Origin of the sequence: Duganella levis (assembly GCF_009857605.1) — a bacterium.
In the GTDB taxonomy this organism is placed as follows: domain Bacteria; phylum Pseudomonadota; class Gammaproteobacteria; order Burkholderiales; family Burkholderiaceae_D; genus Rugamonas; species Rugamonas levis.
In genome coordinates, this window is the sequence record NZ_WWCT01000002.1 from 250,930 (window position 1) to 275,983 (window position 25,054).

The 25,054-nt window shown below is 62.0% G+C and carries 29 protein-coding genes; 18 read left to right on the plus strand and 11 right to left on the minus strand.

The features are described 5' to 3' along the window. Positions 1–2 precede the first annotated feature (2 nt). Together GTP69_RS04090 and GTP69_RS04095 are read right to left on the minus strand one after the other, a co-directional pair. Positions 3–1,850 (minus strand): Hsp70 family protein, encoded by a 1,848-nt coding sequence (locus GTP69_RS04090; protein ID WP_161053678.1) that lies wholly within the window; start codon positions 1,848–1,850, stop codon positions 3–5. Continuing rightward, positions 1,847–2,434 (minus strand): DUF2760 domain-containing protein, encoded by a 588-nt coding sequence (locus tag GTP69_RS04095; protein ID WP_161044152.1) that lies wholly within the window; start codon positions 2,432–2,434, stop codon positions 1,847–1,849. Before GTP69_RS04095 ends, GTP69_RS04090 begins: the two co-directional genes overlap by 4 nt. Before the next feature lie 173 nt (positions 2,435–2,607). Between GTP69_RS04095 and GTP69_RS04100 the strand changes: the two genes are divergently transcribed. Then, positions 2,608–3,765 carry a PA0069 family radical SAM protein gene (locus GTP69_RS04100; RefSeq protein ID WP_161053679.1) on the plus strand — a complete coding sequence of 386 codons (1,158 nt, stop codon included), beginning with the start codon at positions 2,608–2,610 and terminating at the stop codon, positions 3,763–3,765. Here GTP69_RS04100 and GTP69_RS04105 read toward each other — a convergent pair. The 3 genes from GTP69_RS04105 to GTP69_RS04115 form a co-directional block, all read right to left on the minus strand. Then, positions 3,757–4,326: a gamma-glutamylcyclotransferase gene (locus GTP69_RS04105; RefSeq protein WP_161053680.1), complete on the minus strand. Its 570-nt coding sequence runs from the start codon at positions 4,324–4,326 to the stop codon at positions 3,757–3,759. The genes GTP69_RS04100 and GTP69_RS04105 overlap by 9 nt on opposite strands. A 44-nt stretch (positions 4,327–4,370) precedes the next feature. Further along, positions 4,371–4,922, minus strand: a complete 552-nt coding sequence (locus GTP69_RS04110) for an NAD(P)H-dependent oxidoreductase (RefSeq protein ID WP_161053681.1) — start codon at positions 4,920–4,922, stop codon at positions 4,371–4,373. 99 nt (positions 4,923–5,021) lie between these two features. Next, complete coding sequence (locus GTP69_RS04115; protein WP_161053682.1) at positions 5,022–5,936, minus strand: LysR family transcriptional regulator; 915 nt, start codon at positions 5,934–5,936, stop codon at positions 5,022–5,024. An 87-nt stretch (positions 5,937–6,023) separates the two neighbouring features. Here GTP69_RS04115 and GTP69_RS04120 point away from each other — a divergent pair, with 87 nt between their 5' ends. From GTP69_RS04120 to GTP69_RS04135, 4 genes are all read left to right on the plus strand, one after another. Then, positions 6,024–6,563: a VOC family protein gene (locus GTP69_RS04120; protein ID WP_161053683.1), complete on the plus strand. Its 540-nt coding sequence runs from the start codon at positions 6,024–6,026 to the stop codon at positions 6,561–6,563. After that, positions 6,560–7,582: a fumarylacetoacetate hydrolase family protein gene (locus GTP69_RS04125; RefSeq protein ID WP_161053684.1), complete on the plus strand. Its 1,023-nt coding sequence runs from the start codon at positions 6,560–6,562 to the stop codon at positions 7,580–7,582. The genes GTP69_RS04120 and GTP69_RS04125 overlap by 4 nt, the downstream gene beginning before the upstream one ends. Further along, positions 7,582–8,226 (plus strand): maleylacetoacetate isomerase, encoded by a 645-nt coding sequence (gene maiA / locus GTP69_RS04130; protein WP_161053685.1) that lies wholly within the window; start codon positions 7,582–7,584, stop codon positions 8,224–8,226. The genes GTP69_RS04125 and maiA overlap by 1 nt, the downstream gene beginning before the upstream one ends. Positions 8,227–8,315: 89 nt before the next feature. After that, the gene (locus GTP69_RS04135; RefSeq protein WP_161053686.1) at positions 8,316–9,623 is read left to right on the plus strand and encodes a glucoamylase family protein; all 1,308 of its coding nucleotides are present in this window, start codon (positions 8,316–8,318) and stop codon (positions 9,621–9,623) included. On the opposite strand, the gene GTP69_RS04140 is transcribed toward GTP69_RS04135, so the two are convergent. Then, positions 9,555–10,607, minus strand: a complete 1,053-nt coding sequence (locus GTP69_RS04140; protein WP_161053687.1) for a S41 family peptidase — start codon at positions 10,605–10,607, stop codon at positions 9,555–9,557. The genes GTP69_RS04135 and GTP69_RS04140 overlap by 69 nt on opposite strands. A 117-nt stretch (positions 10,608–10,724) precedes the next feature. Here GTP69_RS04140 and GTP69_RS04145 point away from each other — a divergent pair, with 117 nt between their 5' ends. The 13 genes from GTP69_RS04145 (at position 10,725) to GTP69_RS04205 (ending at position 20,467) form a co-directional block, all read left to right on the plus strand. Next, on the plus strand, positions 10,725–11,501 hold the full coding sequence (locus tag GTP69_RS04145) for a uracil-DNA glycosylase family protein (protein WP_161053688.1): 777 nt from the start codon (positions 10,725–10,727) through the stop codon (positions 11,499–11,501). A 116-nt stretch (positions 11,502–11,617) separates the two neighbouring features. Next, on the plus strand, positions 11,618–12,097 hold the full coding sequence (iscR, locus tag GTP69_RS04150) for a Fe-S cluster assembly transcriptional regulator IscR (RefSeq protein WP_110849022.1): 480 nt from the start codon (positions 11,618–11,620) through the stop codon (positions 12,095–12,097). A 38-nt stretch (positions 12,098–12,135) separates the two neighbouring features. Beyond that, complete coding sequence (locus GTP69_RS04155; RefSeq protein WP_161053689.1) at positions 12,136–13,392, plus strand: IscS subfamily cysteine desulfurase; 1,257 nt, start codon at positions 12,136–12,138, stop codon at positions 13,390–13,392. 25 nt (positions 13,393–13,417) lie between these two features. Next, complete coding sequence (gene iscU, locus GTP69_RS04160; RefSeq protein WP_110849020.1) at positions 13,418–13,810, plus strand: Fe-S cluster assembly scaffold IscU; 393 nt, start codon at positions 13,418–13,420, stop codon at positions 13,808–13,810. A 49-nt stretch (positions 13,811–13,859) separates the two neighbouring features. Further along, positions 13,860–14,183: an iron-sulfur cluster assembly protein IscA gene (gene iscA, locus GTP69_RS04165; RefSeq protein WP_110849019.1), complete on the plus strand. Its 324-nt coding sequence runs from the start codon at positions 13,860–13,862 to the stop codon at positions 14,181–14,183. 6 nt (positions 14,184–14,189) lie between these two features. Further along, positions 14,190–14,708, plus strand: coding sequence for a Fe-S protein assembly co-chaperone HscB (hscB, locus tag GTP69_RS04170; RefSeq protein WP_161053690.1), 519 nt, complete (start codon positions 14,190–14,192; stop codon positions 14,706–14,708). 17 nt (positions 14,709–14,725) lie between these two features. Next, positions 14,726–15,223: a hypothetical protein gene (locus GTP69_RS04175; protein ID WP_161053691.1), complete on the plus strand. Its 498-nt coding sequence runs from the start codon at positions 14,726–14,728 to the stop codon at positions 15,221–15,223. Further along, on the plus strand, positions 15,220–15,639 hold the full coding sequence (locus tag GTP69_RS04180; protein WP_161053692.1) for a hypothetical protein: 420 nt from the start codon (positions 15,220–15,222) through the stop codon (positions 15,637–15,639). The genes GTP69_RS04175 and GTP69_RS04180 overlap by 4 nt, the downstream gene beginning before the upstream one ends. Next, on the plus strand, positions 15,640–17,520 hold the full coding sequence (hscA, locus tag GTP69_RS04185) for a Fe-S protein assembly chaperone HscA (protein ID WP_161053693.1): 1,881 nt from the start codon (positions 15,640–15,642) through the stop codon (positions 17,518–17,520). It begins immediately after the preceding gene. A 22-nt stretch (positions 17,521–17,542) separates the two neighbouring features. Next, positions 17,543–17,884, plus strand: coding sequence for an ISC system 2Fe-2S type ferredoxin (gene fdx, locus GTP69_RS04190; RefSeq protein WP_161053694.1), 342 nt, complete (start codon positions 17,543–17,545; stop codon positions 17,882–17,884). Positions 17,885–17,893: 9 nt separating this feature from the next. After that, a complete protein-coding gene (locus GTP69_RS04195; protein WP_110849015.1) occupies positions 17,894–18,784 on the plus strand; it encodes a class I SAM-dependent methyltransferase in 891 nt (296 codons plus the stop codon). Further along, entirely contained in the window at positions 18,784–19,794 is a 1,011-nt protein-coding gene (gene ltaE, locus GTP69_RS04200) for a low-specificity L-threonine aldolase (RefSeq protein ID WP_161053695.1), read from the plus strand. The genes GTP69_RS04195 and ltaE overlap by 1 nt, the downstream gene beginning before the upstream one ends. Positions 19,795–19,828: 34 nt before the next feature. Next, positions 19,829–20,467 (plus strand): RNA pseudouridine synthase, encoded by a 639-nt coding sequence (locus GTP69_RS04205; protein ID WP_161053869.1) that lies wholly within the window; start codon positions 19,829–19,831, stop codon positions 20,465–20,467. Here the strand turns inward: GTP69_RS04205 and GTP69_RS04210 are convergent, their stop codons facing one another. The 5 genes from GTP69_RS04210 to GTP69_RS04230 are packed head-to-tail and all read right to left on the minus strand — an operon-like array spanning position 20,468 to position 24,856. Next, positions 20,468–22,600, minus strand: coding sequence for a prolyl oligopeptidase family serine peptidase (locus GTP69_RS04210; protein ID WP_161053696.1), 2,133 nt, complete (start codon positions 22,598–22,600; stop codon positions 20,468–20,470). It lies immediately after the preceding gene. A gap of 53 nt (positions 22,601–22,653) precedes the next feature. Beyond that, positions 22,654–23,181: an RDD family protein gene (locus tag GTP69_RS04215; protein WP_161053697.1), complete on the minus strand. Its 528-nt coding sequence runs from the start codon at positions 23,179–23,181 to the stop codon at positions 22,654–22,656. Beyond that, positions 23,171–23,881, minus strand: a complete 711-nt coding sequence (locus GTP69_RS04220; RefSeq protein WP_161053698.1) for a DUF3106 domain-containing protein — start codon at positions 23,879–23,881, stop codon at positions 23,171–23,173. The genes GTP69_RS04215 and GTP69_RS04220 overlap by 11 nt, the downstream gene beginning before the upstream one ends. 4 nt (positions 23,882–23,885) lie before the next feature. Beyond that, complete coding sequence (locus tag GTP69_RS04225) at positions 23,886–24,290, minus strand: DUF3619 family protein (protein WP_161053699.1); 405 nt, start codon at positions 24,288–24,290, stop codon at positions 23,886–23,888. Next, positions 24,287–24,856 (minus strand): RNA polymerase sigma factor, encoded by a 570-nt coding sequence (locus GTP69_RS04230; RefSeq protein WP_161053700.1) that lies wholly within the window; start codon positions 24,854–24,856, stop codon positions 24,287–24,289. The genes GTP69_RS04225 and GTP69_RS04230 overlap by 4 nt, the downstream gene beginning before the upstream one ends. Between the last annotated feature and the right edge of the window lie 198 nt (positions 24,857–25,054).

The window sequence follows — 25,054 nt, forward strand, 5'->3', positions numbered from 1 at the left end:
GCTCAGGCAGCGGAACGAACGTCGAACTCCACCTTCCAGCGCTGGCCATCGTTGGCCACGGCGGCCAATTCCAGCGTGCCCGATTCCGTCGCCATCGCATGCAGACGGACCTGCACCACATCGCCAGCCTGACGGCCTTCCGGCGACAGATTGGCTTGGATCTCGTTCATCTCGATCAGCTCATCCGGGCCCCAGAAGTCCAGCAGATCGCCCATCTGGTCCTGACGACGCACCGAGGAACCGAAGAAGCGGAACTGCACCGGCTCACCCACCACCAGGCCAAACTCCTGATTCGGCAATTCGATCTCGCTGCCTTCTTCCATGCCGAACGGCGCCACGCACAGCGCCTGAATCGGCGGCTCCATGCCGGGAATCGCCGGCATCGCCGATTCAATCGCCACGTAGTAGGAACGCGCCGTGCCGCCGCGAATGCGCACGCCACTGCCGCGTCGCACGTAGCTGTAATAAGCCGCGCCGCGCGCCACCGCCAGATCCAGATCGGCGCCGCCCAGCATGCGCGCAGGCTCCGCGCCTTCCAGATACAGCCAGTCGTTGATGGTGCCCATGATGCGCTGCGCCAGCAGATCCGACTTGAACACGCCGCCGTTGAACAGCACTGCGGTCGGATGCAGGAAGGTCGCATCGGCGTTTTGCTTGCCGGCGTAGCCTTCCAGTTCCGCCGTTGCGCCCAGTTGGCGCGCCAGGAACGCGGCCAGATGGCGCGTGATGCCGGCATCCTGCGCATACGGCAGGCCAAGCTGCGTCAGGCCCGCGCGGGTGCGCACGGCCGGACGCGCGGCAGCTTCCACCTGCGGGAAGAAGCCGTCGAGAATAAACGTCGTCACTTCATCGCTTGTCAACTCGGTGCGGATCGAACCGCCAATCAGTTTGGAGCCGCGGCTTGGCACCACGATCGGCCAGGTGGCGATGGTGGCATCGGCCAGCAGCTTTTCCTTGGCGGTGCGGCAGCCGTAGGTCAGCGCGCGCATCTGCCACGCGTCCAGCTGCGTGCCGGCGGCGGCCAGCTTGCGCGCCACCAGATGCGCCAGCGCCAGGTCCATATTGTCGCCACCGAGCAGAATGTGATCGCCGACCGCGATGCGGTGCGGTTCCAGCACGCCGTCGCGTTCCAGCACGGCGATCAGCGAAAAGTCGCTGGTGCCGCCGCCTACGTCCACCACCAGGATGATGTCGCCCGGCTTGACTTCCTTGCGCCAGCGGCCTTCGCTGCCTTGGATCCAGCTATACAACGCGGCCTGCGGTTCTTCCAGCAGCGTGAGATTGGTGTAGCCGGCGGCGCGTGCCGCATCGGCGGTCAGTTCGCGCGCGCCCGGATCGAAGGAAGCCGGAATCGTCACCGTCACCGCCTGTTCGCCGAACGGCGCATCAGGGTAGGCCTGCTCCCACGCCTTGCGCAGGTGGCTCAGGTAGCGGGTCGATGCTTCCAGCGGCGACACGCGCGTGACTTCTTCCGGCGCGTCGTTCGGCAGCAGCGCGGAACGACGGTCGACGCCGGGATGGCTCAACCAGCTCTTGGCGCTCGACACCAGGCGGATCGGCGTGGTGGCGCCACGGCTGCGCGCCATTTCGCCGGCCACGCCGGTGAGTTCTTCGGCGCTTTGCTGCCACGGCAGATTGTTCTCGCCGGGCGCCAGTTCGTCGGCGTGCGGCAGGTACAGGAAGGACGGCAGCAGCGGCAGTTCTTCGATGGTGCCCGGTGCGGTCAGCTGTGGAATCGCCAGCACGCCATGCTCGGTCTTTTCGCCTTCGCTGGCTTGCAGGTTCACATACGACAGCGCGCTGTGCGTGGTGCCGAGGTCAATGCCGATGGCGTAACGTGGATCGCTCATAATTCCACCTCCGCCGGCGCCAGGATGGCCGCGTCATGGGCTTCCGCCAGTTTCGGCAGGCGCACCTCGGCCGAACGCCAGCCACGGTGGCTCAGCGTGCCGCGGAACGGCGCTTTGCCGACCACGTTGCCGGTCAGGCGCACGGCGGCGGCGTCAAAGCCTTCCGGCAGTTCGACACGGCTGCCTTCCGCTTCGCTGCGGATCGGCTGGATGGTGAAGTGTTCTTTCAGCACCTTGGCGCAGCCTTCGTGCACCACGCGCGCGGCGGCGCCGATGTCGGCGTCGGAATAGGCGCTCAGGTTTTCCTGGGTGAAGTCGATCAGGCGCGCTTCGCGCTGGAACAGCGACAGCAGTTGCAGGGCGGCGTCCGGCGTGGCGACGCGCAGGGTGACCGGCGCTGGAGCAGGGGCTGGCGCCGGTGCTGGTGCAGGTGGGGCGACCGGTGCGGCCGCTGGTTGCGGCGCATCGTCAATGCGCGCCAGGCGCGCGGCGTAGTCGGCGTCGGACAGCGCGCGGAAGAAAGCGCCGATGGCGATGGAAATCCGGCTGAAGAAAGACGGCAGAGGTTGGCTCGAATTATTCATGTTGTGGCTCACTGTAAGGTTGCCGAGCGCTGCGCTGGGCGCGCGCTGGGGCGAAGCCCGGCATGATACCAGCTTGCCCCGGCGCTCCCCAAGGATGCAAGCGGATTTCACTTGATATGGCGGCGGCGAAGGTCTAATATACTGTATATGTATACAGTATTTCGAGCGATGCCATGTCCCACGATGAAAACAACCAGGAGCAGGTAATGCTGCCGCCGCCTTCGCTCAAGGCGAAAAAAGGGCGTGGCGCGGTGTCCAATATGCAGGGCCGTTACGAACTCAACGCGCGCGAAGCCTATGACGACGGCTGGGAACGCGAGGAAGAAGAGGAGCGTCCATGGAAAACCCACGTCACCGAGGAAATCTGCAAATCCATCCTCAGCCGCAATGCGTCACCGGATTTGCCGTTCAGCGTGTCGCTCAATCCGTATCGCGGTTGCGAGCATGGCTGCATTTACTGCTTTGCGCGGCCTACGCACAGCTATCTGGGACTGTCTCCAGGTATGGACTTCGAGAGCAAGATTTTCGCCAAGGTCAACGCGCCGGAAATGCTGCGGCGCGAACTGGCCAAACCGGGCTACGAGCCGCAGTCGATCGCGCTGGGCGTCAATACGGACGCCTACCAGCCCTGCGAACGCCAGTACAAGCTCACGCGCCGCGTGCTGGAAGTGCTGCAGGAATGCCAGCACCCGGTCGGCCTAATCACCAAGAATTCACTGATCGAACGCGACATCGACATCCTGTCGGCGATGGCGGCCAAGCGGCAGGCCGGCGTCGCAATTACCCTCACTACGCTGGACCCGGCCATCGCCCGCACGCTGGAGCCGCGCGCGGCGGCCCCGGCGCGCCGCCTGCGCACCATTCGCACCTTGACCGACGCCGGCATTCCGGTGGCGGTCAGCATCGCGCCGATCATTCCCTTTATCACCGAGCCGGACATCGAGCGGATACTGGAGGCGGTCAAGGACGCTGGCGCCATCAGCGCGCACTACACGGTGCTGCGGCTGCCGTGGGAAGTGGCGCCGCTGTTCAAGGAATGGCTGCAAGCGCATTTCCCCGAGCGGGCGCAGCGGGTGATGAATCGGGTGCGTGAAATGCGCGGCGGCAAAGACTACGACAGCAACTTCGACACCCGCATGAAGGGCGAGGGCGTGTGGGCAGAGCTGATACGGCAGCGCGTCAAGATCGCCTCGGAGCGGCTGGGGCTGACGGGCCACGGCAGCCGCTTTCACCACATGGACGCGTCGCAGTTCATCCGGCCGCTGGTGGTGCCGCCGCTGGGCGCGCGCGCCAAGGCGGCGGCCGATGCGGGGCAGCTGGATTTATTTTGATTGCAGCGCAGCCAGGTGACGTTCGATCTCGAACACGTGCTGGTCGTGGCGGCCCAGTTCGCGCAGGGCGCTGGCCAGGTGGTTGAGGTAGTCGCTGTTCGGGCCGCTGGGGCCGGCGGCGCGGGCGATGTGGGCGGCAATCTCCTGCTCGGAGGCGGCGCCGAGAAAGGCGGTGTTGTCCGGCGTGGCGATGTAGACCAGGCCTTCGACTTCGTCCTCGTCTTCAAAGGTAATGGACAGGGGCAGCCGCAGGTAGCCGTTTTTTTCGCGGTGGTCCAAGTGGACGAACACTTCCGGCGTGATCAGGTAGGCCATGCCGTGGCAGATGGCGCCCGGCTCTTCGATTAGCGTGACCACGCGGCCCGGCGCTTCCGGCGTGCCGCGGTGGTCGTGTGAGCCTTGCCAGAAGCGCCGCGTCCAGCCGGCAATGCTGGCCGGCCGGCGTTGCAGGTAGGGAAAGTCCGCCTTGTAAATCAAGGAGCCGTAGCCAAACAGCCAAACGCTGTGATGGCCGTCAAACTTGTCCATCAATTGATTGATGGCGATGGTGTCCGCAGTCATGCCGCTATTATAAAACAGCGGTAGCGCTAACATCAGCGCGCGCGTTAAAGCGCCAGTGCTGCTGGCAGATCGGCCAGCTGGCGTACCACGTGAAGACGGCGGACGCCCATGAAATCGAAGGCGGCCTTGAGCAGCACTTCGTGTTGGCCGACCAGTTCCGCTTCGGACTCCAGGCCCATCACGGCGCAGCCGGAAGTGACCAGGATCAGGTGTGGATCGGCGAGGCCCTGGCCGGTGGCGGTATGCAGTTCCAGCAGGCGATCCAGCCACGCTTTCAGCGTCGACGGGACGGAAAAGTTGTGCATGGGGGCGCCCAGCACCACCACGTCGGCTTCCTGGAATTCTTGCAGCAGCGAGGCGCTTTGCAAGGCTTCGGCGCGCAGTTCGGCATTCATCGGAATCTCGGCGTCCCAACGTTGGCTGATGACTTGCAACAGTGGGCCGCTGGCGTGCGACAGCGGCGAGGCAGCGAGGTCGCGGTACAGCACGGTGGCCTGTTCGTTCGCCGCAGTCAATGCGGTGATGGCCGCCAGCGTGATCTGGCGGGACGTGGAATTGTCGCCCAAGGCGCAGGAATCAATGTGCAAAATATTCATCAATGAAGCATACACAGAGAGAAACCGCTTCCACAATAGATTTGTGGCAATTAGCCTTTCCTAATTGAAAGGAATTGTAAGTGTCGTAATTTTTGGTGATTAAGACAACGGCCGATTCCATTCATGCGCAGCGACAAATTCGTGCAGAAAAGCGGCAAAACTCTCGGCTGCGGGGGACAGCGCGCGGGCGCCACGGCGGTAGATGAAGAAGCGCCGGGTGAGCGCCGGCGCCGCCAGCGGCCGCATTTTCAGGCCATACAGCTGCACCATTTTCTCGGCGTAAGGAAGGCAGACGGTGATGCCCTGCCGCGCATGCACCATCGCCAACGCGGTGGTCATGAAGGTCACCTCGTTGTGCGGACTGAGCGAAAGTTCCCTGAAGGAAACGTGAACATCGCGCAACAGCCGCTCGGTGAACTGGCCTTGCAGTGATATGAAAGGGTAGCGGTTGACGTCGCTCCAGGTGATGCGCTTGCGCTGGTCCAGCTCGTGGCCGTCGGGGTAGACCACGACGAAGGGCATTTCAAACAAGGCCTGCGCTTCGATCTCGGCGGTAGCGTCGCGCTCGGGGCCGATGCCGAAGTCGACTTCGCCGCTGAACACGCGCGCCGACACCTGTTCCAGCGGGCAATCGGTCAGCCGCACCTGCACCTCGGGATGACGGGCGCGGTAGGCGGCGATCACTTCCGGCATCATGGTGCAGGACAGCATCTGCGGCGCGGCCACCCGTACCGAACCCTGCTTGAGTGCCTTGCGGCTGGCGATATCGGCCATGGCGCGGTCGAGGTCGTGCAGCATCTTGTCGAACAGCGGATAGAGTTCGCGGCCCAACTCGGAAAGCTGGGTCTTGCGCGTGGTACGCTCGACCACGCGCATGCCCAGCAGCTGTTCCAGCTCCTTGATCTGGCCGCTCAACGCCGATTGCGTCACGCTTAAATGGTCGGCGGCCAGGGTGAAGCTGCCAGTCTTGGCCAGCGCCACCAAAGCGCGCATTTGTCGCAGGCTGGGATTCATGGGGAATTCTGATAAATAAGAAGAAAAATACGATTGGCATGATATCTGAATCTGGCATCTAATGCGGACATCAAGATGGAGACAGCTATGAAAATCAAACAGATACACCACGTCGCTTACCGCTGCAAAGACGCCAAAGAAACCGTCGAGTGGTACGTCAAACACCTGAATATGGACTTCGTACTGGCGATAGCCGAAAACGAAGTGCCTTCCACCAAGGCGCCGGATCCGTACATGCACGTGTTCCTGGATGCCGGCCACGGCAACGTGCTGGCCTTCTTCGAATTGCCGACCCAGCCGGACATGGGCCGCGACCAGAACACGCCCGCCTGGGTGCAACACCTGGCGATGGAAGTCGACAGCATGGATGAGCTGCTGGCCGCCAAGGAGCGCCTGGTCGCCGCCGGCATCGACGTCATCGGCCCGGTCAATCACACCATTTTCCAATCGATCTACTTCTTCGATCCGAACGGTCACCGTCTGGAATTGGCGTGCAACACCGCCACGCCGGAAATGATGCAGAAGCTGGACGACGTCAAATGGGCGATGCTGGAAGAGTGGTCGCAAACCAGGAAAGCGCCGAGCCACGCGGCCTGGATGCACGCGCCGGCCGGAGACCACGCATGAAGCTGGCCACGCTAAAAGACGGCAGCCGCGATGGCCGCCTGGTGGTGGTCAGCCGCGACCTGTCGCACTACCAGCACGTGCCGAAGATCGCCGCCACGCTGCAGCACGCGCTCGACAACTGGGAGCTGGTCGCGCCGCGCCTGCAGCAGGTCTACGCCACGCTGAACAGCGGCGAGGCAATCGATGCCAAGCCGTTCGATCAACAGCAATGCCACTCGCCGCTGCCGCGCGCCTACCAATGGGCGGATGGCTCGGCCTACATCAACCACGTCGAACTGGTGCGCAAGGCGCGCAACGCCGACGTGCCGGCCTCGTTCTATACCGACCCGCTGATGTACCAGGGTGGCTCGGACAGTTTCGTCGGCCCGCGCTATCCGATCTACGCGCTGTCGGAAGAGTGGGGTATCGACCTGGAGGCTGAAGTGGCTGTTATCACCGGCGACGTCCGCATGGGCGCCACGCAGGCGGATGCCGCGCAAGCCATCCGCCTGGTGATGCTGGTCAATGACGTTTCGCTGCGCAACCTGATTCCGAACGAACTGGCGAAAGGCTTCGGCTTCTTCCAGTCCAAACCGGCCAGCGCCTTCTCGCCGGTGGCCGTTACGCCGGACGAACTCGGCGCGCACTGGGCCGACAGCAAGCTGCACCTGCCGCTGCTGGTCGACCTCAACAGCCAGCCATTCGGCAAGCCCAACGCCGGCGAAGACATGACCTTTAACTTCGGCCAACTGGTGGCGCATGCTGCCGCAACGCGCGAACTGGCGGCCGGCACCATCATCGGCTCCGGCACCGTGTCTAACAAGCAGGGCGGTCTTCATGGATCGAGCATTGCCAACGGCGGCGTCGGCTACTGTTGCCTGGCGGAAGTGCGCATGTACGAAACTATCGAGACCGGCAAGCCACAAACCGCCTTCCTCAAATTCGGCGACAGCGTTCGCATCGAAATGAAAGACGAGCAGGGCGCCAGCATCTTCGGCGCCATCGAACAAACCGTCACCCCTTACCAGGAGCGCGGCTGATGAAGCTCTACACCTATTTCCGTAGTTCGGCCGCCTACCGCGTGCGCATCGCGCTCAACCTCAAGGGCATTGCCTACGATGCCGCGCCGGTGCACCTGCTGCGCAACGGCGGCGAACAACTGAGCGACGCCTACCGCGCCATCAACCCAGCCATGCTGTTGCCGGCGCTGGAGGATGATGGCAACGTCATCGGCCAATCGCTGGCCATCATCGAATATCTGGAAGAGACGCAGCCGCAAACGCCGCTGCTGCCGTCGGACCCGGCCGGCCGTGCCCGCGTGCGTGCGCTGGCGCTGACCGTGGCGGCCGATACCCATCCGCTCGGCAATCTGCGCGTGCTGAAATACCTGACCGGGGAACTCGCGGTGCCGGACGACGTCAAACTCGCATGGCAGCAGCACTGGCTGCGTACCGGCATGTCCGCACTGGAAGCCTTGCTGGCGAACGATCCGGCCACCGGCCGCTACAGCCATGGCGACACGCCGACCCTGGCCGATTGCTGCCTGGTGCCGCAAGTGTTCAGCGCCCAGCGCTTCGGCGTCGATCTGGCGCCATACCCGACCATCGCCCGCATCCACGCTGCCTGCAACGAACTGCCCGCTTTCCAGCAGGCACACCCTGCGCAGCAGCCGGACGCCGAATAGCTTCCGTGGTCCCGGTTGGTGCGCTGAAGTACATACCGGGGTTGCGCGCTGTGCCAGTATGCAAGCTTCGGCATCACGCAGATTTCCCCATGACTTCCGGCGACTCGCAGGCTCTGCTGCACAAATTGCAAAAGGACTCGTTTAATTATTTCATTAACGAGGTCAATCCGCTTAACGGTCTGATTCGGGACAAGACGGCCGATGATTGGCCGGCCAGCATTGCCGCCGTCGGCATGGCGCTGACGGTCTATCCGATCGGCGTCGAGCGCGGTTGCATGCCGCGTGAGGACGCCATCGCGCGCACGCTGACCACGCTGCGCTTTTTCGCCGCCAGCGAACAAAGCGAGGCGCCGACCGCTACCGGCTACAAGGGCTTTTATTACCACTTCCTGCACATGGACAGCGGCCAGCGGGTGATGGACTGCGAACTGTCCAGCATCGACACCGCCTTGCTGATCGCCGGCATGCTAACCGCCGCCGGCTACTTCAGCGCCGACGCGCCCGAGGAACGCGAGATCCGCGAACTGGCCGACATGCTGTATCGCCGTGTCGACTGGCAATGGATGCGCGGCCGCAAGCGCCTGCTATGCCACGGCTGGAAGCCGGGCAAGGGGTTCCTGCGCTGGTATTGGGAGGGCTACGACGAAGCCCTGATCCTGTACGTGCTGGCGCTGGGCTCGCCGACCTTTCCGATCGAGCGCGACAGCTACGATGCCTGGTCCAGCACTTATGAATGGAAGTCGGTCTACGGTATCGACTACCTGTATGCCGGGCCGCTGTTCATCCACCAGATGTCACACATCTGGCTGGACCTGCGCGGCATCCGCGACGACTTCATGCGCGCACATGACCTCGACTATTTCGAGAACAGCCGCCGCGCCACCCATGTGCAGCAGCGCTACGCCATCGACAACCCACTCGGCTTTCCGGAGTATGGCGAGCTTTGCTGGGGCATCACGGCCAGCGACGGACCCGGACCAGCCACGCGCAAGATCGACGGCATCCAGCGCAAGTTTTACGACTACGTCGGGCGCGGCGCGCCATACGGCCCGGACGACGGCACGCTGGCGCCATGGGCGGTGGCAGCGTCACTGCCGTTCGCGCCGGAAATCGTCCTGCCCAGCATCGAGCACTACCAAGGACTGCATTTGTGCGAGCAGAACAAGTACGGCTTCAAGGCGTCGTTTTCCACCGTGTTTCACCAGGGCCGGGGCGGGCGGCGCTGGGTGTCTCCCTACCATTTCGGCATCAACGAAGGCCCGACCGTCATCATGGTGGAAAACCACCTGCATGATTTTCCGTGGAGCCTGATGCGCGAGAACGCCGCGTTACGGAGCGGACTGCGCCGCGCGGGCTTTGCCGGTGGCTGGCTGGAAGAGGATGGCGTCGCGGGCTAGCTGAAGCGCGGTGTCGAGCGCGGCGCCGGAAGTGGTCATGCGGTCCGGTTGCACACCCATGCCTTCCCAGTTGGCGCGGGTAATCACGTTGCTGGCGCGCGTGACGGCAATCGAGGTCTGCAGCTGGCGCGAGATGCGCTGCTTGACGCCGACCCGCGCATCGCCCAAGGTCGGCGCGCCGACCACTACCGCGCGCTTCACGTACTGCTGCAAATCGTAGGCAAAGCCTTCGGCCGCGTTGTTGGTTTTCTCGTTGACCAGCACGTACAAAGGCTTGTACCCGCCGAAGCGCTTGCCCGCCACATCCGACGTGGTCCAATACTCGGCCGTGACGTGGCCTTCGCGGTCGATCTGGTCGTGCAGGTGCAGTTGCTTGTCCCGGAAAATATAGCTGCGCTGGTCGACCAGCAGATAACTCGACAGCAGCGCCGCCATCGCCTGCCCATCGCCGCCGGCGTCGCGCACGTCGATGATCAGGGCAGGGCAGTCGGCCGCCTGCGCCATGAAACGGCCGGCCGCCTCGATGGAGGCCCGGTCCAGCGGCGCAAAACGGGTAATTTTCAGGTAGCCGATATTGTTGGCCATCAATTCAAAGCGGCGCAGGCCGAAGTTGTCGGCCGACGGTGCCGGTGGCACAGGACGCTGGCGCTCGTCGCCCAGGTCATACGGAACCCATTCCAGATAGGTATGCCGGTCCGGCGCCACCGCCGCCACGTCGCGGGTGACGCGCGCCGCCAGCGCCCGCGCGGTCAGTTGATCGTCATACTCGCCGCGCGCCAGACGCTTGCGCAGATCGTCGGCCGCCGCCTTGGCGCGCGGACCGTCCACATGCTGCTCGGTCAGCCGCCTTGCATATTCGTTGATGATGTGCGCGCGCGTCGGCGCGTCCAGCGCCTCTTCCAGCACCGGGGCGGAAGCGGTCTGCGCGCCGGCGCTCGTCATCAATAACAGCAGCGCAGCGGCAATCCAGCGTTGACGACCCATGTATTCCTCAAAGTAAGCCATTTATTCGAAAATTATATTAACACTTTCCCATCAGAAAGTGCCATTGGGGTGCCCGGCGCGTTACAATCTCGCCTTTCCCCGAAAGCATTTCTCTTCATGACGATTCCAAGCACCATCCTGGAGGCGCTGCAGCGCGCCGATGTTTCCTGGCGCCCGCTGCTGATCGAGGGGCTGGAAGCCATGATGGCGGCCACGCCCGACTACCTGCCGCAGCTGGCGCAGGACCAGTACCTGCCGACCGAGCAACGCCTGTTTGCCGCGTTCGCACTGCCGCTCAATCAGGTGAAGTATGTACTGGTCGGCGAAGGACCATATCCGCGAGCAGAGAGCGCCACCGGCGTCTGTTTCATGGATGGGGCGGTTGGCGGCCTGTGGTCGGAGGAAATCGGCGGTGGCCTATCGAAGCCGGTCAACAAGGCCACCTCGCTGCGCAACTTTATGAAGATGCTGCTGGTGGCCGATGGCCAGCTTCAGCTGAGCAATACCGCTGGCGACGCCATGGCGGCCGTCTCGGCCCGGGCGCGCAGCGGCGCCGGCAGCCACATCCTGACGCTGGCCGATATGCAGCACAAGCTGACCGAGCAGGGCTTCCTGCTGCTGAACGCGTCGCTGGTGTTCCGCAGCCACGTGGCGCCGGTCAAGGATGCCAAGGCCTGGCTGCCGTTCTTCCAGACCGTAATGGCGGGCCTGGCCAAACAGGCTAACACCGTGCCGACCATGGTGCTGTGGGGGAAAATCGCCGAATTGCTGAGTAAGTTGCCGGTAATGAAAGATTTCCCGCAGATCGTCGCGGAGCATCCTTACAACCTCAGTTTCATAGGCAATCAGGCCATGCACGAGTTGTTCCGGCCGATGCGCCTGCTCCAGGGCTAAAACCGAGGGCCGACCAGCAAGCTTTATTAAAGTTTGGTATACTTGACTAATTCGATCAACTAATCAGGCTTTGTGATTGGCGATGAGGTCGATATTTTAATCCAACCGAGGTAGTGATGCGTCTGACCACCAAAGGCCGTTTTGCTGTGACTGCGATGATTGACTTGGCGTTGCGCCAGGGCAAGGGCCCGGTCACGCTGTCCGGCATCAGCCAGCGTCAGGCAATTTCACTGTCTTACCTGGAACAATTGTTCGGCAAGCTGCGCCGCCACGAGATCGTCGAATCGATCCGCGGCCCGGGCGGCGGCTACAGCCTGGCTCGCCGCGCCGATAAAGTCACCGTCGCCGACATCATCATCGCCGTCGACGAGCCGCTGGACGCCACGCAGTGCGGCGGCAAGGAAAACTGTCACGGCGCCGATGCCGCCAGCGGCGTGCGCTGCATGACCCACGAACTGTGGGCCACGCTGAACGAAAAAATGGTTGATTATCTGGATTCCGTCTCACTGCAGGATCTGGTCGATCAACAAAAGCAGAAGGACGCGGCACAGAACGTGGTGCATATGCACCGCAACGGCAACCACGCCGCAGTGTAAGCCCCTGTGCCCATACGGATAGATAACGGAGTAACCAGATGAACGCCCCAGAAAAAAACATCGCTGACGTGAAATTCCAGACCGCGCCGCATTTCCCGATCTACATGGACTACTCGGCCACCACGCCGATCGATCCGCGCGTCGCCGATGCGATGATTCCGTACCTGCGCGAGCAGTTCGGCAATCCGGCCTCGCGCAGCCACATGTACGGCTGGACTGCTGAGAAGGCCGTGGAAGAGGCGCGCGCCAACGTCGCCGCCTTGGTCAACGCCGACCCGCGCGAAATCATCTGGACCTCCGGCGCCACCGAATCGAACAACCTGGCCATCAAAGGCGCGGCACAGTTCTACAAAACCAAGGGCAAGCACATCATCACCGTGAAAACCGAGCACAAAGCTGTGCTGGACACCGTGCGTGAACTGGAGCGCCAGGGTTTTGAAGCGACCTACCTGGAACCGCAGGACAACGGCCTGATCACCATCGAGCAGCTGACCGCCGCGATTCGTCCGGACACCATCCTGATCTCGGTCATGCTGGTGAACAACGAAATCGGCGTGATCCAGCCGATCGACGCGATCGGCGAACTGTGCCGCTCGAAAGGCATCATCTTCCACTGCGACGCCGCCCAGGCGACCGGCAAAGTGGTCATCGACCTGCAAAAAACCAAGGTCGACCTGATGACCTTCACCGCGCACAAAACCTATGGCCCGAAAGGCATTGGCGCGCTGTACGTCTGCCGCAAGCCGCGCGTGCGCATCGAAGCGCAAATGCACGGCGGTGGCCATGAGCGCGGCCTGCGTTCGGGCACGCTGCCAACCCACCAGATCGTCGGCATGGGCGAAGCCTTCCGCCTGGCGAAAGTGGAAATGGACAGCGAAATCGCCCGCGTCAAATCGCTGCGCGACCGCCTGGCCAAAGGTCTGCAAGAGATCGAAGAAACCTACATCAACGGCGACATGGACCACCGTGTGCCGCACAACCTGAACGTCAGCTTCAACTACGTTGAGGGCGAGTCGCTGATCATGGCGGTGAAAGACCTGGCGGTATCGTCGGGCTCCGCTTGTACTTCGGCCTCGCTGGAACCATCTTATGTATTGCGCGCGCTTGGTCGTAGCGACGAACTGGCGCACAGCTCGATCCGTTTCACCATCGGCCGTTTCACCACCGAAGCCGACATCGATTTCGCGATTGAACTGATGAAGTCCAAGGTACACAAACTGCGTGAACTGTCGCCGCTGTGGGATATGTTCAAAGAAGGCATCGACATCAGCTCGATCCAATGGGCAGCCCACTAATTTTTCAAGATACAGGAGCATCAAAATGGCTTACTCGGAACAAGTACTGGATCACTACGAAAACCCACGTAACGTTGGCGCCTTCGAAAAAGGCGACGACAGCGTCGGTACCGGCATGGTTGGCGCGCCAGCCTGCGGCGACGTCATGAAACTGCAAATCAAGGTCGGCGCCGATGGCCTGATCGAAGATGCCAAATTCAAGACCTACGGCTGCGGTTCGGCGATCGCATCGAGCTCGCTGGTGACCGAATGGGTCAAGGGCAAAACCCTGGACCAGGCACTGGCCATCAAGAACACCCAGATCGCCGAAGAACTGGCGCTGCCGCCAGTGAAAATCCACTGCTCGATCCTGGCGGAAGACGCCATCAAGGCCGCTGTGCTGGACTACCAGAACAAGCACGCCACCGTAGCAGCGTAATCATTACGACACGTCGCCTCGGCTTCACGCCGGGGCGCGGGAGAATCAAATGGCAGTCACCCTGACCGAAAAAGCAGCGAAACACATCAACCGCTACATCGAACGCCGCGGCAAGGGCATCGGTCTGCGCTTCGGCGTGCGCACCACCGGTTGCTCGGGCATGGCCTACAAGCTGGAATACGTGGACGACGTGACCGACGAAGACAGCGTCTTCGAATCGCACGGCGTGAAGGTATTCGTCGATCCGAAAAGCCTGCCGTACATCGACGGCACGGAACTGGACTTCGCCCGCGAAGGCCTGAACGAAGGCTTCAAGTTCAACAACCCGAACGAAAAAGACGCTTGCGGTTGCGGTGAAAGCTTCCGCGTCTAAGCCGTCATGCAGAATCACTTTGAGCTCTTCAACCTGCCTTTGCAGTTTGCCGTAGACGCGGTCGCGCTGGACAGCGCTTACCGCGACGTGCAAGGCCGCGTCCATCCCGACAAATTCGTCAATGCCACCGACGCCGAAAAGCGCGTCGCCATGCAGTGGGCCACCCGCGCCAACGAAGCCTATCAGACCCTGAAAAATCCGCAGAAGCGCGCGCAGTACATGTGCGAGCTGGCTGGCGTCGATTTGCAGACGGAGTCGAATACTTCGATGCCGATGGCCTTCCTGATGCAGCAGATGGAATGGCGCGAAGAACTGGGCGACGCCCGCGCCGGCAAGGATAGCGATGCGCTGGAGTCGCTCGACAAGCAACTGCGCAACGCCCGCAAAGAACAGCTGGCGCAGATCGAGCAGCAGATCAACGCCGCCGACTACGCCGCCGCCGCACAAGGCGTGCGCGCGCTGATGTTTTTAGAAAAGTTTAAGGAAGAAATCGAACACAGTTTCGCATCCATCGAAGAAAACTAATACCGGGGCACGGCACCATGCTTGAAGCCGGATGGCAGTCTTTTAGAGATTTCATTGCGGCATACGCCGATGGTTTGCATTCTCTCGCTGAAATCATCAAGATATTCGGTGCATTTGCATCGTTTTATGCCTTGCTGAAGCTGCGGCAGATTGAGCGCAAATATCTTTTCAAAGCGACCATGCCGGGTTTGATTGAGAAGATCGACAGTTCACTTCAGGCGCTTAATGAAGGGTTGAATGATCCTATCAGACATCGGATACAAATCGGGACCGCGCTTAATCATCTGGTCGCCGATTTAAAAACGGTCAAACGCAGGATGAAGGGTGAGTCTCGGAGCGAGGTGGCCAAGTTTTTGGGTTTCATGCGGCCATTGGGATTCGATCCTCATTTTTGGCAGAGCAAGCGTGTGCGGCAGTTGTCGAAGGATGAGTTATCTGAATTATATAATCGTGGCCGTGGCCTGCTTCGTTCATTGGAGAATGAACTAGGCGACAGTGCGTGGAGTAACAAATGAGCGACGATAAATTCCAAGAAGCAGTTCTTAAGATACTTAAGCTTACTCACTTTGGTGATTTGTCGTGGACCAAGGCTACGCCATCGAAAAAATTAACTGAGGGTACCGACTCGACATTCCCATTGTATTTTGAAGCTGAATACCTGGGGCGTAAGTTAGGTTTGTTCCAGGAGCGCCGGCGCCGCACGCCGACGGAGGTCTACATCGCAAAACAAACGGTTGCGTTGACGTTAGTGCCCACCGATGTGGAATCTAAGTGGGTTGAAATACCTTGTCTAGCGTTGTTGGATGATGATGGCGCTGTCGCCTATTCGTTTGCGTCGTCGAGAGAAGTACGAGATCTACTGGAAACGGTACGTTATAGAACATCAGGAGTTGATCAATTCCTGGACGAATTACTGAAGACTGAAAATTAAATGGCACTTCTGCAAATTTCCGAACCAGGCATGTCGACCGCACCGCACCAGCACCGGCTGGCGGTGGGCATCGATCTGGGCACCACCAATTCGCTGGTGGCGACTGTGCGCAACAGCATTCCAGAAGTGCTGAACGACGAAGACGGCCGCGCGCTGCTGCCGTCGGTGGTGCGCTATCTGCCTAATGGTCATGCCAACATCGGCTACAAGGCGCAGGCTGCGCAGACCACCGATCCGAAAAATACCATCGTCTCGGTGAAGCGCTTCATGGGCCGCGGCCTGGCCGATATCGCCTACGCGGAAAACCTGCCGTACGATTTCCAGGACACGCCTGGCATGGTGCAGCTCAAGACCGTCGCCGGCGTGAAAAGTCCGGTGGAAGTGTCGGCGCAGATCCTGGCCACGCTGCGCCAGCGCGCCGAAGATTCGCTGGGCGATGACCTGGTCGGCGCGGTGATCACCGTGCCAGCTTATTTCGACGATGCGCAGCGCCAGGCCACCAAGGATGCGGCCCAACTGGCCGGCCTGAATGTCCTGCGCCTGCTGAGCGAGCCGACTGCTGCCGCTATCGCCTACGGCCTGGATAACGGTTCGGAAGGCATCTACGCCGTCTACGATCTGGGTGGCGGCACCTTCGATATCTCGATCCTCAAGTTGAGCAAAGGCGTGTTTGAAGTGCTGGCCACCGGCGGCGATTCCGCACTGGGCGGCGACGATTTCGATCACCGCCTGTTCTGCCATATTCATCAGCAAGAAAAACTGGCGCCGCTGTCGGACGAAGACACCGCCGTGCTGATGGTGAAAGCGCGCGAAGCCAAGGAACTGCTGTCCACCAAGGACGAAGTGACGGTGGACGCCGCGCTGAAGTCGGGTGAGCAGGTGCACATCACCATCACCGCCGAGACCTTCCAGGAGATCACCAAACACCTGATCGACAAGACCATGAAGGCCATCAAGAAAGCGCTGCGCGACGCCAATGTCGATGCGGACGACGTCGATGGCGTAGTCATGGTCGGCGGCGCCACGCGCATGCCGCACGTGCACCGCGCGGTGAGCGAGCATTTCCACACCACGCCGCACGCCAACATCGATCCGGATAAGGTCGTAGCGCTTGGCGCCGCCGTGCAGGCCAATCTGCTGGCCGGCAACCGCGCCGCTGGCGACGACTGGCTGCTGCTGGATGTGATCCCGCTGTCGCTGGGCATTGAGACCATGGGCGGCCTGGTAGAGAAAATCATCCCGCGCAATTCGACCATTCCTTGCGCCCGCGCGCAGGAGTTCACCACCTTCAAGGATGGCCAGACCGCGCTGGCGGTGCACGTGCTGCAAGGCGAACGTGAACTCGTGGCCGATTGCCGGTCGCTGGCGCGCTTTGAGCTGCGCGGCATTCCGCCGATGTCGGCCGGCGCGGCGCGCATCCGCATCACGTATCAGGTGGATGCGGACGGCCTGCTGTCGGTGTCCGCGCGCGAACTGCGTTCGGGCGTTGAAGCGTCGATCACCGTCAAGCCATCGTATGGCCTGGGGGATGATGATGTGGCGCGCATGCTGATGGAGTCGCATGCCTCGGCCGATGTCGACATGAAGGCGCGCGCGCTGCGTGAAGAACAGGTGGAAGCGGAACGCATTCTGCTGGCGACCCAAGCGGCGCTGGACGAAGACGCGGCGCTGCTGTCGGACGAAGAACGCGTCGCCGTTGATGCAGTGATGGCGCACACCCGCGACATCGTCGCGCAGTCGCAGACCGGCGCGGTCGATCATCTGGCCGTGAAAGCGGCGGTGGAAGCGCTGGCCCACGGCACTGAAGAATTTGCGTCGCGTCGCATGGACCGCAGCGTGCGCAGCGCGCTGGCCGGCAAAGCGCTGGACCAAGTCGTTTAAAAAATAGATAAAGAGTTTAACCATGCCACAAATCGTATTCCTGCCCCACGCAAAACTGTGCCCGGACGGCGCCGTGATCGACGCCCCAGCCGGCAAGACGCTGTGCGACATCATGCTGGAGAATGACATCCACATCGAGCACGCCTGCGAAAAATCCTGCGCCTGCACCACCTGCCACGTGCTGGTGCGCGAAGGTTTCAACTCGCTCAACGAAGCCAACGAAACCGAAGAAGACCTGCTGGATAAAGCCTGGGGCCTGGAAGCCGTGTCGCGCCTGTCGTGCCAGGCCGTGGTGGCGGACGAAGACCTGGTCGTCGAAATTCCGAAGTACACCATCAATCACGCGAGCGAAGGCGGTCACTGAGACCAAGCGATGAAGCAGCCCAAGAAACCCGTCCAGAAGATCGGCGCCACCGTCACCAGCGCCGACAACATGCCCGAGATCCGCGAAGGCCAGACCGTAGCCCTGCTACAGGAACTGCACATCCTGACGCGTGACGGCAAGATGAACCAGGACAGCCGCCGCAAGCTGAAACAGGTCTACCACCTGTATCAGTTCATCGAGCCGCTGCTGAAGGAAGTGCTGGCCAAGAAGGACAACGTGTCGCTGGTCGATCACGGCGCCGGCAAGTCCTACCTCGGTTTCATCATCTACGACTTGTTCTTCAAGGCGCTGCAAAACGACTCGCACATCTACGGCATCGAGACGCGCGAAGAACTGGTGGCGCGTTCGCAGGAACTGGCCAAGCAATTTGAATTCCCCGGCATGTCCTTCCTGCCGCTGTCGGTGGCCGAGTCCACTGAATCGAAACTGCTGCCGGAGCAGATCGATGTCGTCACCGCGCTCCACGCCTGCAACACGGCGACCGATGACGCCATCCAGTTCGCGCTGAAGAAGAAGGCCAAGCACATCGTGCTAGTGCCGTGCTGCCAGGCCGAAGTGGCTTCGGTACTGAAGAAAAATAAAGGTCAGTCGCTGGGCAAGTCCGCGCTGACCGAAATCTGGCGCCACCCGATTCACACGCGTGAATTCGGCAGCCAGATCACCAACGTGCTGCGCTGCCTGCAACTGGAAGCGCATGGCTACGACGTCACCGTGACCGAACTGGTAGGCTGGGAACACTCGATGAAGAATGAGCTGATCATCGCCACCTACAAAAACCTGCCGCGCAAGCGTCCGTCCGAGCGCCTGAAAGAGGTGCTGGAGACGGTTGGCCTGCAAGAGATGAACACCCGTTTCTTCGCCGAAGAAGAGGTAGCGTAATGGAGAATTGGCTCGACCTGCGCAGTGACACCGTCACGCGTCCCAGCGCCGCCATGCGCGCTGCCATGAATGTCGCCGAAGTTGGTGACGACGTCTACGGCGACGATCCGACCGTGAATCGCCTGCAGGAATATGCGGCCGATTTGTTCGGCTTTGAAGATGCGCTGTTCGCGCCATCCGGCACGCAGAGCAATCTGCTGGCATTGCTGGCGCACTGCGGACGTGGCGACGAATATCTGGTCGGCCAGGAAGCGCATACCTACCGCTACGAAGGCGGCGGCGCTGCGGTGCTGGGCAGCATACAGCCGCAGCCGATCATCAATCAGGCTGACGGCAGCATCGCGCTGGACGACATCGCGTCGTACATCAAGCCAGATGATTTCCACTTTGCACGCACCAAGCTGCTGGCGTTGGAGAACACCATCAACGGCCGCGTGCTGCCGATGGACTACGTGCAGCAGGCGACCAAGCTGGCGCACGATCGCGGCCTGGCCACGCACCTCGACGGCGCGCGCGTCTGCAATGCGGCGGTCAAGCTGGGCGTGAGCCCGCGCGAGATCGTCAAAGGATTCGACTCGGTGTCCGTGTGCCTGTCCAAAGGCCTCGGCGCGCCTGTCGGCTCGGTCCTGTTGGGTACCAAGCCGCTGATCAAGGAAGCCAAGCGTTGGCGCAAGATGCTGGGCGGCGGCATGCGCCAGGCCGGCGTCATCGCGGCCGCTGGCCTGTACGCGCTGGAACACCACATCCCGCGCCTGGCCGAGGACCATGACAACGCTGCCTACTTCGCCGGCGAGCTGGCGAAGATGCGTGGACTCAAGGTCAGCACGCCGCAGACCAATATCTTCTATGTCGACATTCCGCAATTTGTTCAGCAGGGTCTGAGCGATGTGCTGGAACTGACGCGCATCCGCATGTCGATGGCGCCGCGTCTGCGCATCGTCACCCACATGGACGCGTCGCGCGACGACATCGACCGCGCCATCACCGTGTTTGGAGACTTCTTTGGATAATGATGACAACACCGTCCGCCTGTCCAAGCGTGTGATGGAAGAACGCCAGTGCTCGCGCCGCGAAGCGGAGCTGTACATCGAAGGCGGCTTTGTCAGCGTCGATGGCAAGCTGGTTGAGGAAGCCGGTGCGCGCGTCGCGCCGGATCAGCAGATCGCCATCGCCGAGAATGCGACGCTGCTGGAGATCGTGCCGGTCACCATTCTGCTGCACAAGCCAGCCGGCGCGGCGCAGCCGCTGCATCTGCTGAAGGAAGAGACGCTGACGCGTTCCTCGCCTGGCCAGCGCTTCCTCAAGCGCCACATTACCGGCCAGGAGCAGATGGTTCCGCTGGATACCAAGGCCAGTGGCCTGGTGGTCTTCACGCAGGACTTCCGCGTCAACCGCAAGCTGTCGGAAGAATCGCTGGAACAGGAGATTATTGTTGAAGTCTCTGGCGCCATCATCGAAGGCGGCTTGCAGCAGCTGAACCAGATCAACGGCAAGGTAAGCTGGCAGAACGAAACACGCTTGCGCTTCGCCATGAAGAACGCCAAGCTGGGATTGATCGAGAAGCTGTGCAAGGAAGTCGGCCTGACGGTGGTGTCCATGAAGCGCATCCGCGTGGGACGCATCTCCATGGCCAGCCTGCCGTCAGGCGAATGGCGCTACCTGCAAGGCTACGAGCGCTTCTGATTACTTCGCAGCGGCGCCCGCCGTTTGCGACAGGATGAAGGCGTAGGTATCGGCAGCTTCCGCATCCTGCTGCGCGCGGGTTGAGCCCATGCCGTGGCCTGCATCAAAATCTACCCGCAGCAGTACCGGCTTGCCACTCGCGGTGGCGGCCTGCAAACGCGCCGCCATCTTCGCCGGATGGAACGGCGCCACGCGCGGATCGGTCACGCCGGTGGTCAGCAGCACCGCCGGATACTTGGTCCCGTCCACTACCTGCTGATAGCTGTCGATGCTCTTCAGCGCCTTGAATCCTGCCGGATCGGCAATCGCACCCCACTCAGGTTCTTCGCCGTAGCCATTCTGCTCGGCCACGTAGCGCAGCGGATTGTGCCAGCCCACGCCGGAGATCACCGCCGCAAACAGGTCCGGACGTTCCTCCAGCGCGCGGCCCATGGTGATGCCGCCGGCCGAACGTCCGCCGATGGTCTGGTACGCCGGCGAAGTGTAGCCCTTGGCCTGGATCTCTTCACACACGGCGATTAAATCGCGCCAGGTATTCGGCTTGTTTTCCAGCTGGCCGGCGCGATGCCACTCGCGGCCAAACTCGCCGCCGCCGCGCACATTCGCGTAGCCGACCACCGCGCCTTGATCTACCAGCGCCAAGGTGCGCCCCGCAAATGAAGGCGTATAGGCCGCCGCGCCGTAGCTGCCGTAGGCCGAGATGAAGGCGGGATTTTTGCCATCCAGCTTCAGGCCTTTTTTGTAGATCAGCGAATACGGAATCTTGGTGCCATCCTTGGCGGTGGCGAAGCGGCGCTCGGTGGTGTAGGCACTGACGTCGATCGCCGGCTTCGGGGTGATGCCGGTATCGGCCAGCTTGCCGTCCGCGCTCACCGACCAGATGCCGGTTGGCTGCAGCCAGCCTGACAGGATCACCAGCGCGCCCGGAGCATCGGCGTCGGCGTCGATCGAGCCCAAGGTGCCGTCGAAGGGCAGGGCGATGCTGGTTACTTTGCCGTCCGTGCCGAGGCGTTGCAGCTTGCCGATGCCGCCGTCCATGGCGCGGATGTACAAGCCGTCCCTGGCGCGCGCCAGGCCTTGCAGTACCAGGTCGGATTCCGGAACTACTTCCTGCGCGCTGGCCAGCGCTGGCGACTTGGCGGAAGTCTTCAGCAGGCGGCCGCGCGGATGGCCTTTCGTCGAAAGCAGATACAGGTCGTCGCCGTGCGAGTCGATATCGGTCACTTCATCGGCAAAGTCGGCCACCGGCTGCCATTTGGCTTTGCCGGCCAGCGTGTCTTTCAACGGCGCGGTGTAGATGCGGCGTTCCTGGCGCACGTCGGCCAGCACCAGCACGGCGTAGTTGGAATGCGCGGTGGTGTAGATATACGGCGCCTGGATTTTTTCATACTGGACGGCGGCGTCCTGGCCGCGCTTCATCAGGATCGGATCCTTGGCCGCATCGGCGCCGATTTTGTGGAAGCGCACTTGCGAGTCGAGGAAACGTTCGGGCGTGTTCACGGCGCCGGTCAGCTGGTTGTAGAAGAAGCCGGAGCTGTCGGCCAGCCAGCTTGGTTCCGCGCCTTGTGTGTTGACGATCCGTTCCTTTAGCACCGTGCCGCTGCGGACGTCCATGATGTGCAGCACCGAGTCTTCGCTGCCGTCTTTGGATAAGCCATAAACCAGTTTGCTGCCGTCCGGCGAGGCGTGCCACCAGTCCAGCGAGACGTGGCTGGTCTTGGTATCGAGCTTGGTCGGGTCGACCAGCACGCGGTCCTTGCCGCCCTCGCGCACGAACAGTTTGAAGTTGTTTGAGCCGGCCGGGCGCTGTTGGTAAAACAGGCGTGTGCCGCTTTTTTCCACGCGCGCTGGCGCAGCGATATCGCCGGACAGTTGCTGGATGCGTTTCAGCAGTTCGTCGCGCTTGGGCAGCGTGTCGAGGATGGCGCGGGTGTGGGCGTTTTGTTGCTTGAGGAAGGGCAGCCAGTCCGGGTCCTTGTCGTTCTCCATCCAGCGATAGCGGTCGGTGATGGTTTCGCCGAAGTAGGTGTCGGTGACTGGGGCGACGCGGGCGACTGGGGCCGGCGGGATGTCGGCGGCAAAGGCGGAGGAAGCGGCGAGAGCAAATGCGACGCCGTAGACGACAGGTTTCATTTTCGGTCCTTGATGGCAGAAAAAACCTATTCTGCCACGAAAGATTGAGAAAATTACACCGGCGCTGCGGCTTTCTTTTTCTTTGGTAACGGCGGCAGTTGCACCAGGCGCGTGCCGGCCAGTTTGTCGTGCAGGAACTGGCGGTCTTTGTCGAGGAAGGCAGTCAGCGACCACAGCAGGATGCCGGCCAGGATCGCACCCAGCGCCGGCCAGCGATGCAGGTCCAGCGCCAGCGCCACCAGCAGCGCCGGGAAGATCCACATCCAGCTCAGCAGGTAGCGCACGGCGGCGGCGCGCGGCGACACCGGGCCGCCGTTCGCGCCCACCAGCTTCATGCGCCAGGTTTTCATGGCCAGCGTCTGGCCGTCGCGGGTCCACTGGTGGATGAAGTAGAAGCCCAGCACCACGAAGGCCAGCGCCTGCCGCATGTGCTCGATCAGCGGCGCATGGCTGGCGTGGGTGGCGATCTCGAAGATCAGGAACGGCAGGAACAGCACGGCAAAGCCGAGCAGCGATTCGTACACCATCGAAATCAGGCGGCGCTTGACGGTCGGGCAGGTGGTAACCACGTTATTTGACATCGGCTGGCGTGCCTTGGGTTGGCGGCGTGGAGGTCGGCGGAATCGGCGTTACGTTGGACGCGTTCGGCAGCGGCGCATTCGGATCGGTCACCGGCGCGGCGGCGGGCGTCACCGGCACGATCACCGGTGCGGCTGGCGGCGCGGCCGGCTTGACCGGCGCCGGCGAGTGCATCTTGGCCTGTGCCGGCGTCGGCAGATTGACCACTTGCTTGCGGGTGGAAACGCGCGCGGCCAGCTCTTTCTTCTGCTCGTCCGACAGCGTTTGATACTCTTCCCACGAGACCGCCTTCTGCGACGGATTCAGCTTCTGCGCGCGGGCATAGTTTTGGCGCACCTGACGGCGTTCTTCCGGCGTCATGCGCACCCACTCGCGCATGCGTTCCTGCACGCGGACCTGCTCATCCGACTTCATCTGCGCGTAGCGCTTGGCGATGCCCAGCCATTTTTGACGGCGAATCGGTTCCATCTGGTCCCACTCACCGGCGAGCGGCTCCAGCGCCTGCTGCTGGGCAGGCGACAGATCTTTCCACAATACTTTTTCAGGGGGCTTGCCGGCCAGCTTGGCGCCAGCCACCGCCGCTACCGGCGCCTTGACCAGCTCCGGCGCATCCGGCTGGCTACCCAGCCAGGCCGCGCCGCCAAGTGCGACCACCGCCACTGCTACCCCTGCGCCCAGCTTGGCGCGACCGCTCCATGCCATCGGCTTACTCGCTTTGCGACAGATAGGCGTTGAAGCCGTGGTCCAGATAGGCGTTCAGCGGCAATTCATCCGACAGCACGGCGGCGTCGATTTCCGCCAGATCGGCGATGCGTTCCTGCTGTTCGTACTGATAGATGCCGACCATGCCGATCACCAATGCCAGCGCCGGCACCACCATGCTCCAGCGGCCCAGCCAGTTGAATTGCGACATGAAGCCGCCGCCGGCCGCAGCCAGTTCGGTCTTGGCCACGCGCACCGCCAGCGGCACTTCCACGTGGGCTTTCTTGCGGGCGAGCGCCATCTTGCGCGCTTGCGCCAGGCGGTCGGTCGTCGAGGCCGGCAGCTCGTCCAGCTGTTCATTGAGCGCGTGGCGCACTTTGTAAGCGAAATTCAGATCGTCGGTGTTCATAATTTAATTCCCTTGGCTGCCAGCGCCTCGGCCAGCGCATGTGTTGCACGAGAGCAATGCGTTTTGACGCTGCCTTCTGAGCAGCCCATGGCCGCCGCAGTTTCAGCTACATCCATATCCTGCCAATAACGCATCAGGAAGGCTTCGCGTTGACGTGCCGGAAGCTTTTGTACTTCGGCATCGATGAGTGCCAGGGTTTGCTGGCGTTCGACCTTGTCGGCGCCGGATTCGGCAGCCTCGGTGCCGGCCTCTGCGGCATAGGATTCGAGTATATCAAAGTCCTCATGGTCCTCTCCCGCCGGGCCCATGCCCGAAAACAGGCTGACCCAGGTGTTGCGCACCTTTTCGCGGCGGAAGTAGTCGAGGATGGTGGTCTGCAAGATGCGCTGGAACAACATCGGCAGCTCGGCGGCCGGCTTGTCGCCGTATTTTTCGGCGAGCTTGATCATCGCGTCTTGCACGATGTCCAGGGCGGATTCGTCCTTGCGTACTGCGTAGACGGCTTGCTTGAAGGCCCGGCGTTCGACGTTTTCGAGGAAGTCGGATAATTCTTTGTCTGTGGCCATGCGTCGGGAAGGGGGCTGCCGGGTTTTTTGAACTGAGGCGCATGCTAGCAAAAAACGTCGTGTTTTGCATGGTTTTACGTCAAAACTGATCAATTTCCGAATTATCCCTTGCCCAAACGGGGGCGGCGGGTGTAACTTATGGGACGCTTTGAACAACCCCGAAGCTCTATGGTCTGGTCGCAGCAGGCACACAACGCC

Bases quoted from the DNA above. Each gene is read 5' to 3' on its own strand.
- GTP69_RS04225 (WP_161053699.1), bottom strand. From the start codon at position 24,290: ATGAACACCGACGATCTGAATTTCGCTTACAAAGTGCGCCACGCGCTC.
- GTP69_RS04155 (WP_161053689.1), top strand. From the start codon at position 12,136: ATGAACGCCCCAGAAAAAAACATCGCTGACGTGAAATTCCAGACCGCG.
- GTP69_RS04095 (WP_161044152.1), bottom strand. From the start codon at position 2,434: ATGAATAATTCGAGCCAACCTCTGCCGTCTTTCTTCAGCCGGATTTCC.
- GTP69_RS04105 (WP_161053680.1), bottom strand. From the start codon at position 4,326: ATGACTGCGGACACCATCGCCATCAATCAATTGATGGACAAGTTTGAC.
- ltaE (WP_161053695.1), top strand. From the start codon at position 18,784: ATGGAGAATTGGCTCGACCTGCGCAGTGACACCGTCACGCGTCCCAGC.
- GTP69_RS04210 (WP_161053696.1), bottom strand. From the start codon at position 22,600: ATGAAACCTGTCGTCTACGGCGTCGCATTTGCTCTCGCCGCTTCCTCC.
- hscA (WP_161053693.1), top strand. From the start codon at position 15,640: ATGGCACTTCTGCAAATTTCCGAACCAGGCATGTCGACCGCACCGCAC.
- GTP69_RS04110 (WP_161053681.1), bottom strand. From the start codon at position 4,922: ATGAATATTTTGCACATTGATTCCTGCGCCTTGGGCGACAATTCCACG.
- GTP69_RS04175 (WP_161053691.1), top strand. From the start codon at position 14,726: ATGCTTGAAGCCGGATGGCAGTCTTTTAGAGATTTCATTGCGGCATAC.
- GTP69_RS04195 (WP_110849015.1), top strand. From the start codon at position 17,894: ATGAAGCAGCCCAAGAAACCCGTCCAGAAGATCGGCGCCACCGTCACC.
- GTP69_RS04180 (WP_161053692.1), top strand. From the start codon at position 15,220: ATGAGCGACGATAAATTCCAAGAAGCAGTTCTTAAGATACTTAAGCTT.
- iscR (WP_110849022.1), top strand. From the start codon at position 11,618: ATGCGTCTGACCACCAAAGGCCGTTTTGCTGTGACTGCGATGATTGAC.
- GTP69_RS04230 (WP_161053700.1), bottom strand. From the start codon at position 24,856: ATGGCCACAGACAAAGAATTATCCGACTTCCTCGAAAACGTCGAACGC.
- GTP69_RS04100 (WP_161053679.1), top strand. From the start codon at position 2,608: ATGTCCCACGATGAAAACAACCAGGAGCAGGTAATGCTGCCGCCGCCT.
- GTP69_RS04140 (WP_161053687.1), bottom strand. From the start codon at position 10,607: ATGGGTCGTCAACGCTGGATTGCCGCTGCGCTGCTGTTATTGATGACG.
- GTP69_RS04125 (WP_161053684.1), top strand. From the start codon at position 6,560: ATGAAGCTGGCCACGCTAAAAGACGGCAGCCGCGATGGCCGCCTGGTG.
- GTP69_RS04120 (WP_161053683.1), top strand. From the start codon at position 6,024: ATGAAAATCAAACAGATACACCACGTCGCTTACCGCTGCAAAGACGCC.
- GTP69_RS04205 (WP_161053869.1), top strand. From the start codon at position 19,829: ATGGAAGAACGCCAGTGCTCGCGCCGCGAAGCGGAGCTGTACATCGAA.
- GTP69_RS04145 (WP_161053688.1), top strand. From the start codon at position 10,725: ATGACGATTCCAAGCACCATCCTGGAGGCGCTGCAGCGCGCCGATGTT.
- iscA (WP_110849019.1), top strand. From the start codon at position 13,860: ATGGCAGTCACCCTGACCGAAAAAGCAGCGAAACACATCAACCGCTAC.
- GTP69_RS04135 (WP_161053686.1), top strand. From the start codon at position 8,316: ATGACTTCCGGCGACTCGCAGGCTCTGCTGCACAAATTGCAAAAGGAC.
- hscB (WP_161053690.1), top strand. From the start codon at position 14,190: ATGCAGAATCACTTTGAGCTCTTCAACCTGCCTTTGCAGTTTGCCGTA.
- GTP69_RS04090 (WP_161053678.1), bottom strand. From the start codon at position 1,850: ATGAGCGATCCACGTTACGCCATCGGCATTGACCTCGGCACCACGCAC.
- GTP69_RS04220 (WP_161053698.1), bottom strand. From the start codon at position 23,881: ATGGCATGGAGCGGTCGCGCCAAGCTGGGCGCAGGGGTAGCAGTGGCG.
- iscU (WP_110849020.1), top strand. From the start codon at position 13,418: ATGGCTTACTCGGAACAAGTACTGGATCACTACGAAAACCCACGTAAC.
- GTP69_RS04115 (WP_161053682.1), bottom strand. From the start codon at position 5,936: ATGAATCCCAGCCTGCGACAAATGCGCGCTTTGGTGGCGCTGGCCAAG.
- maiA (WP_161053685.1), top strand. From the start codon at position 7,582: ATGAAGCTCTACACCTATTTCCGTAGTTCGGCCGCCTACCGCGTGCGC.
- GTP69_RS04215 (WP_161053697.1), bottom strand. From the start codon at position 23,181: ATGTCAAATAACGTGGTTACCACCTGCCCGACCGTCAAGCGCCGCCTG.
- fdx (WP_161053694.1), top strand. From the start codon at position 17,543: ATGCCACAAATCGTATTCCTGCCCCACGCAAAACTGTGCCCGGACGGC.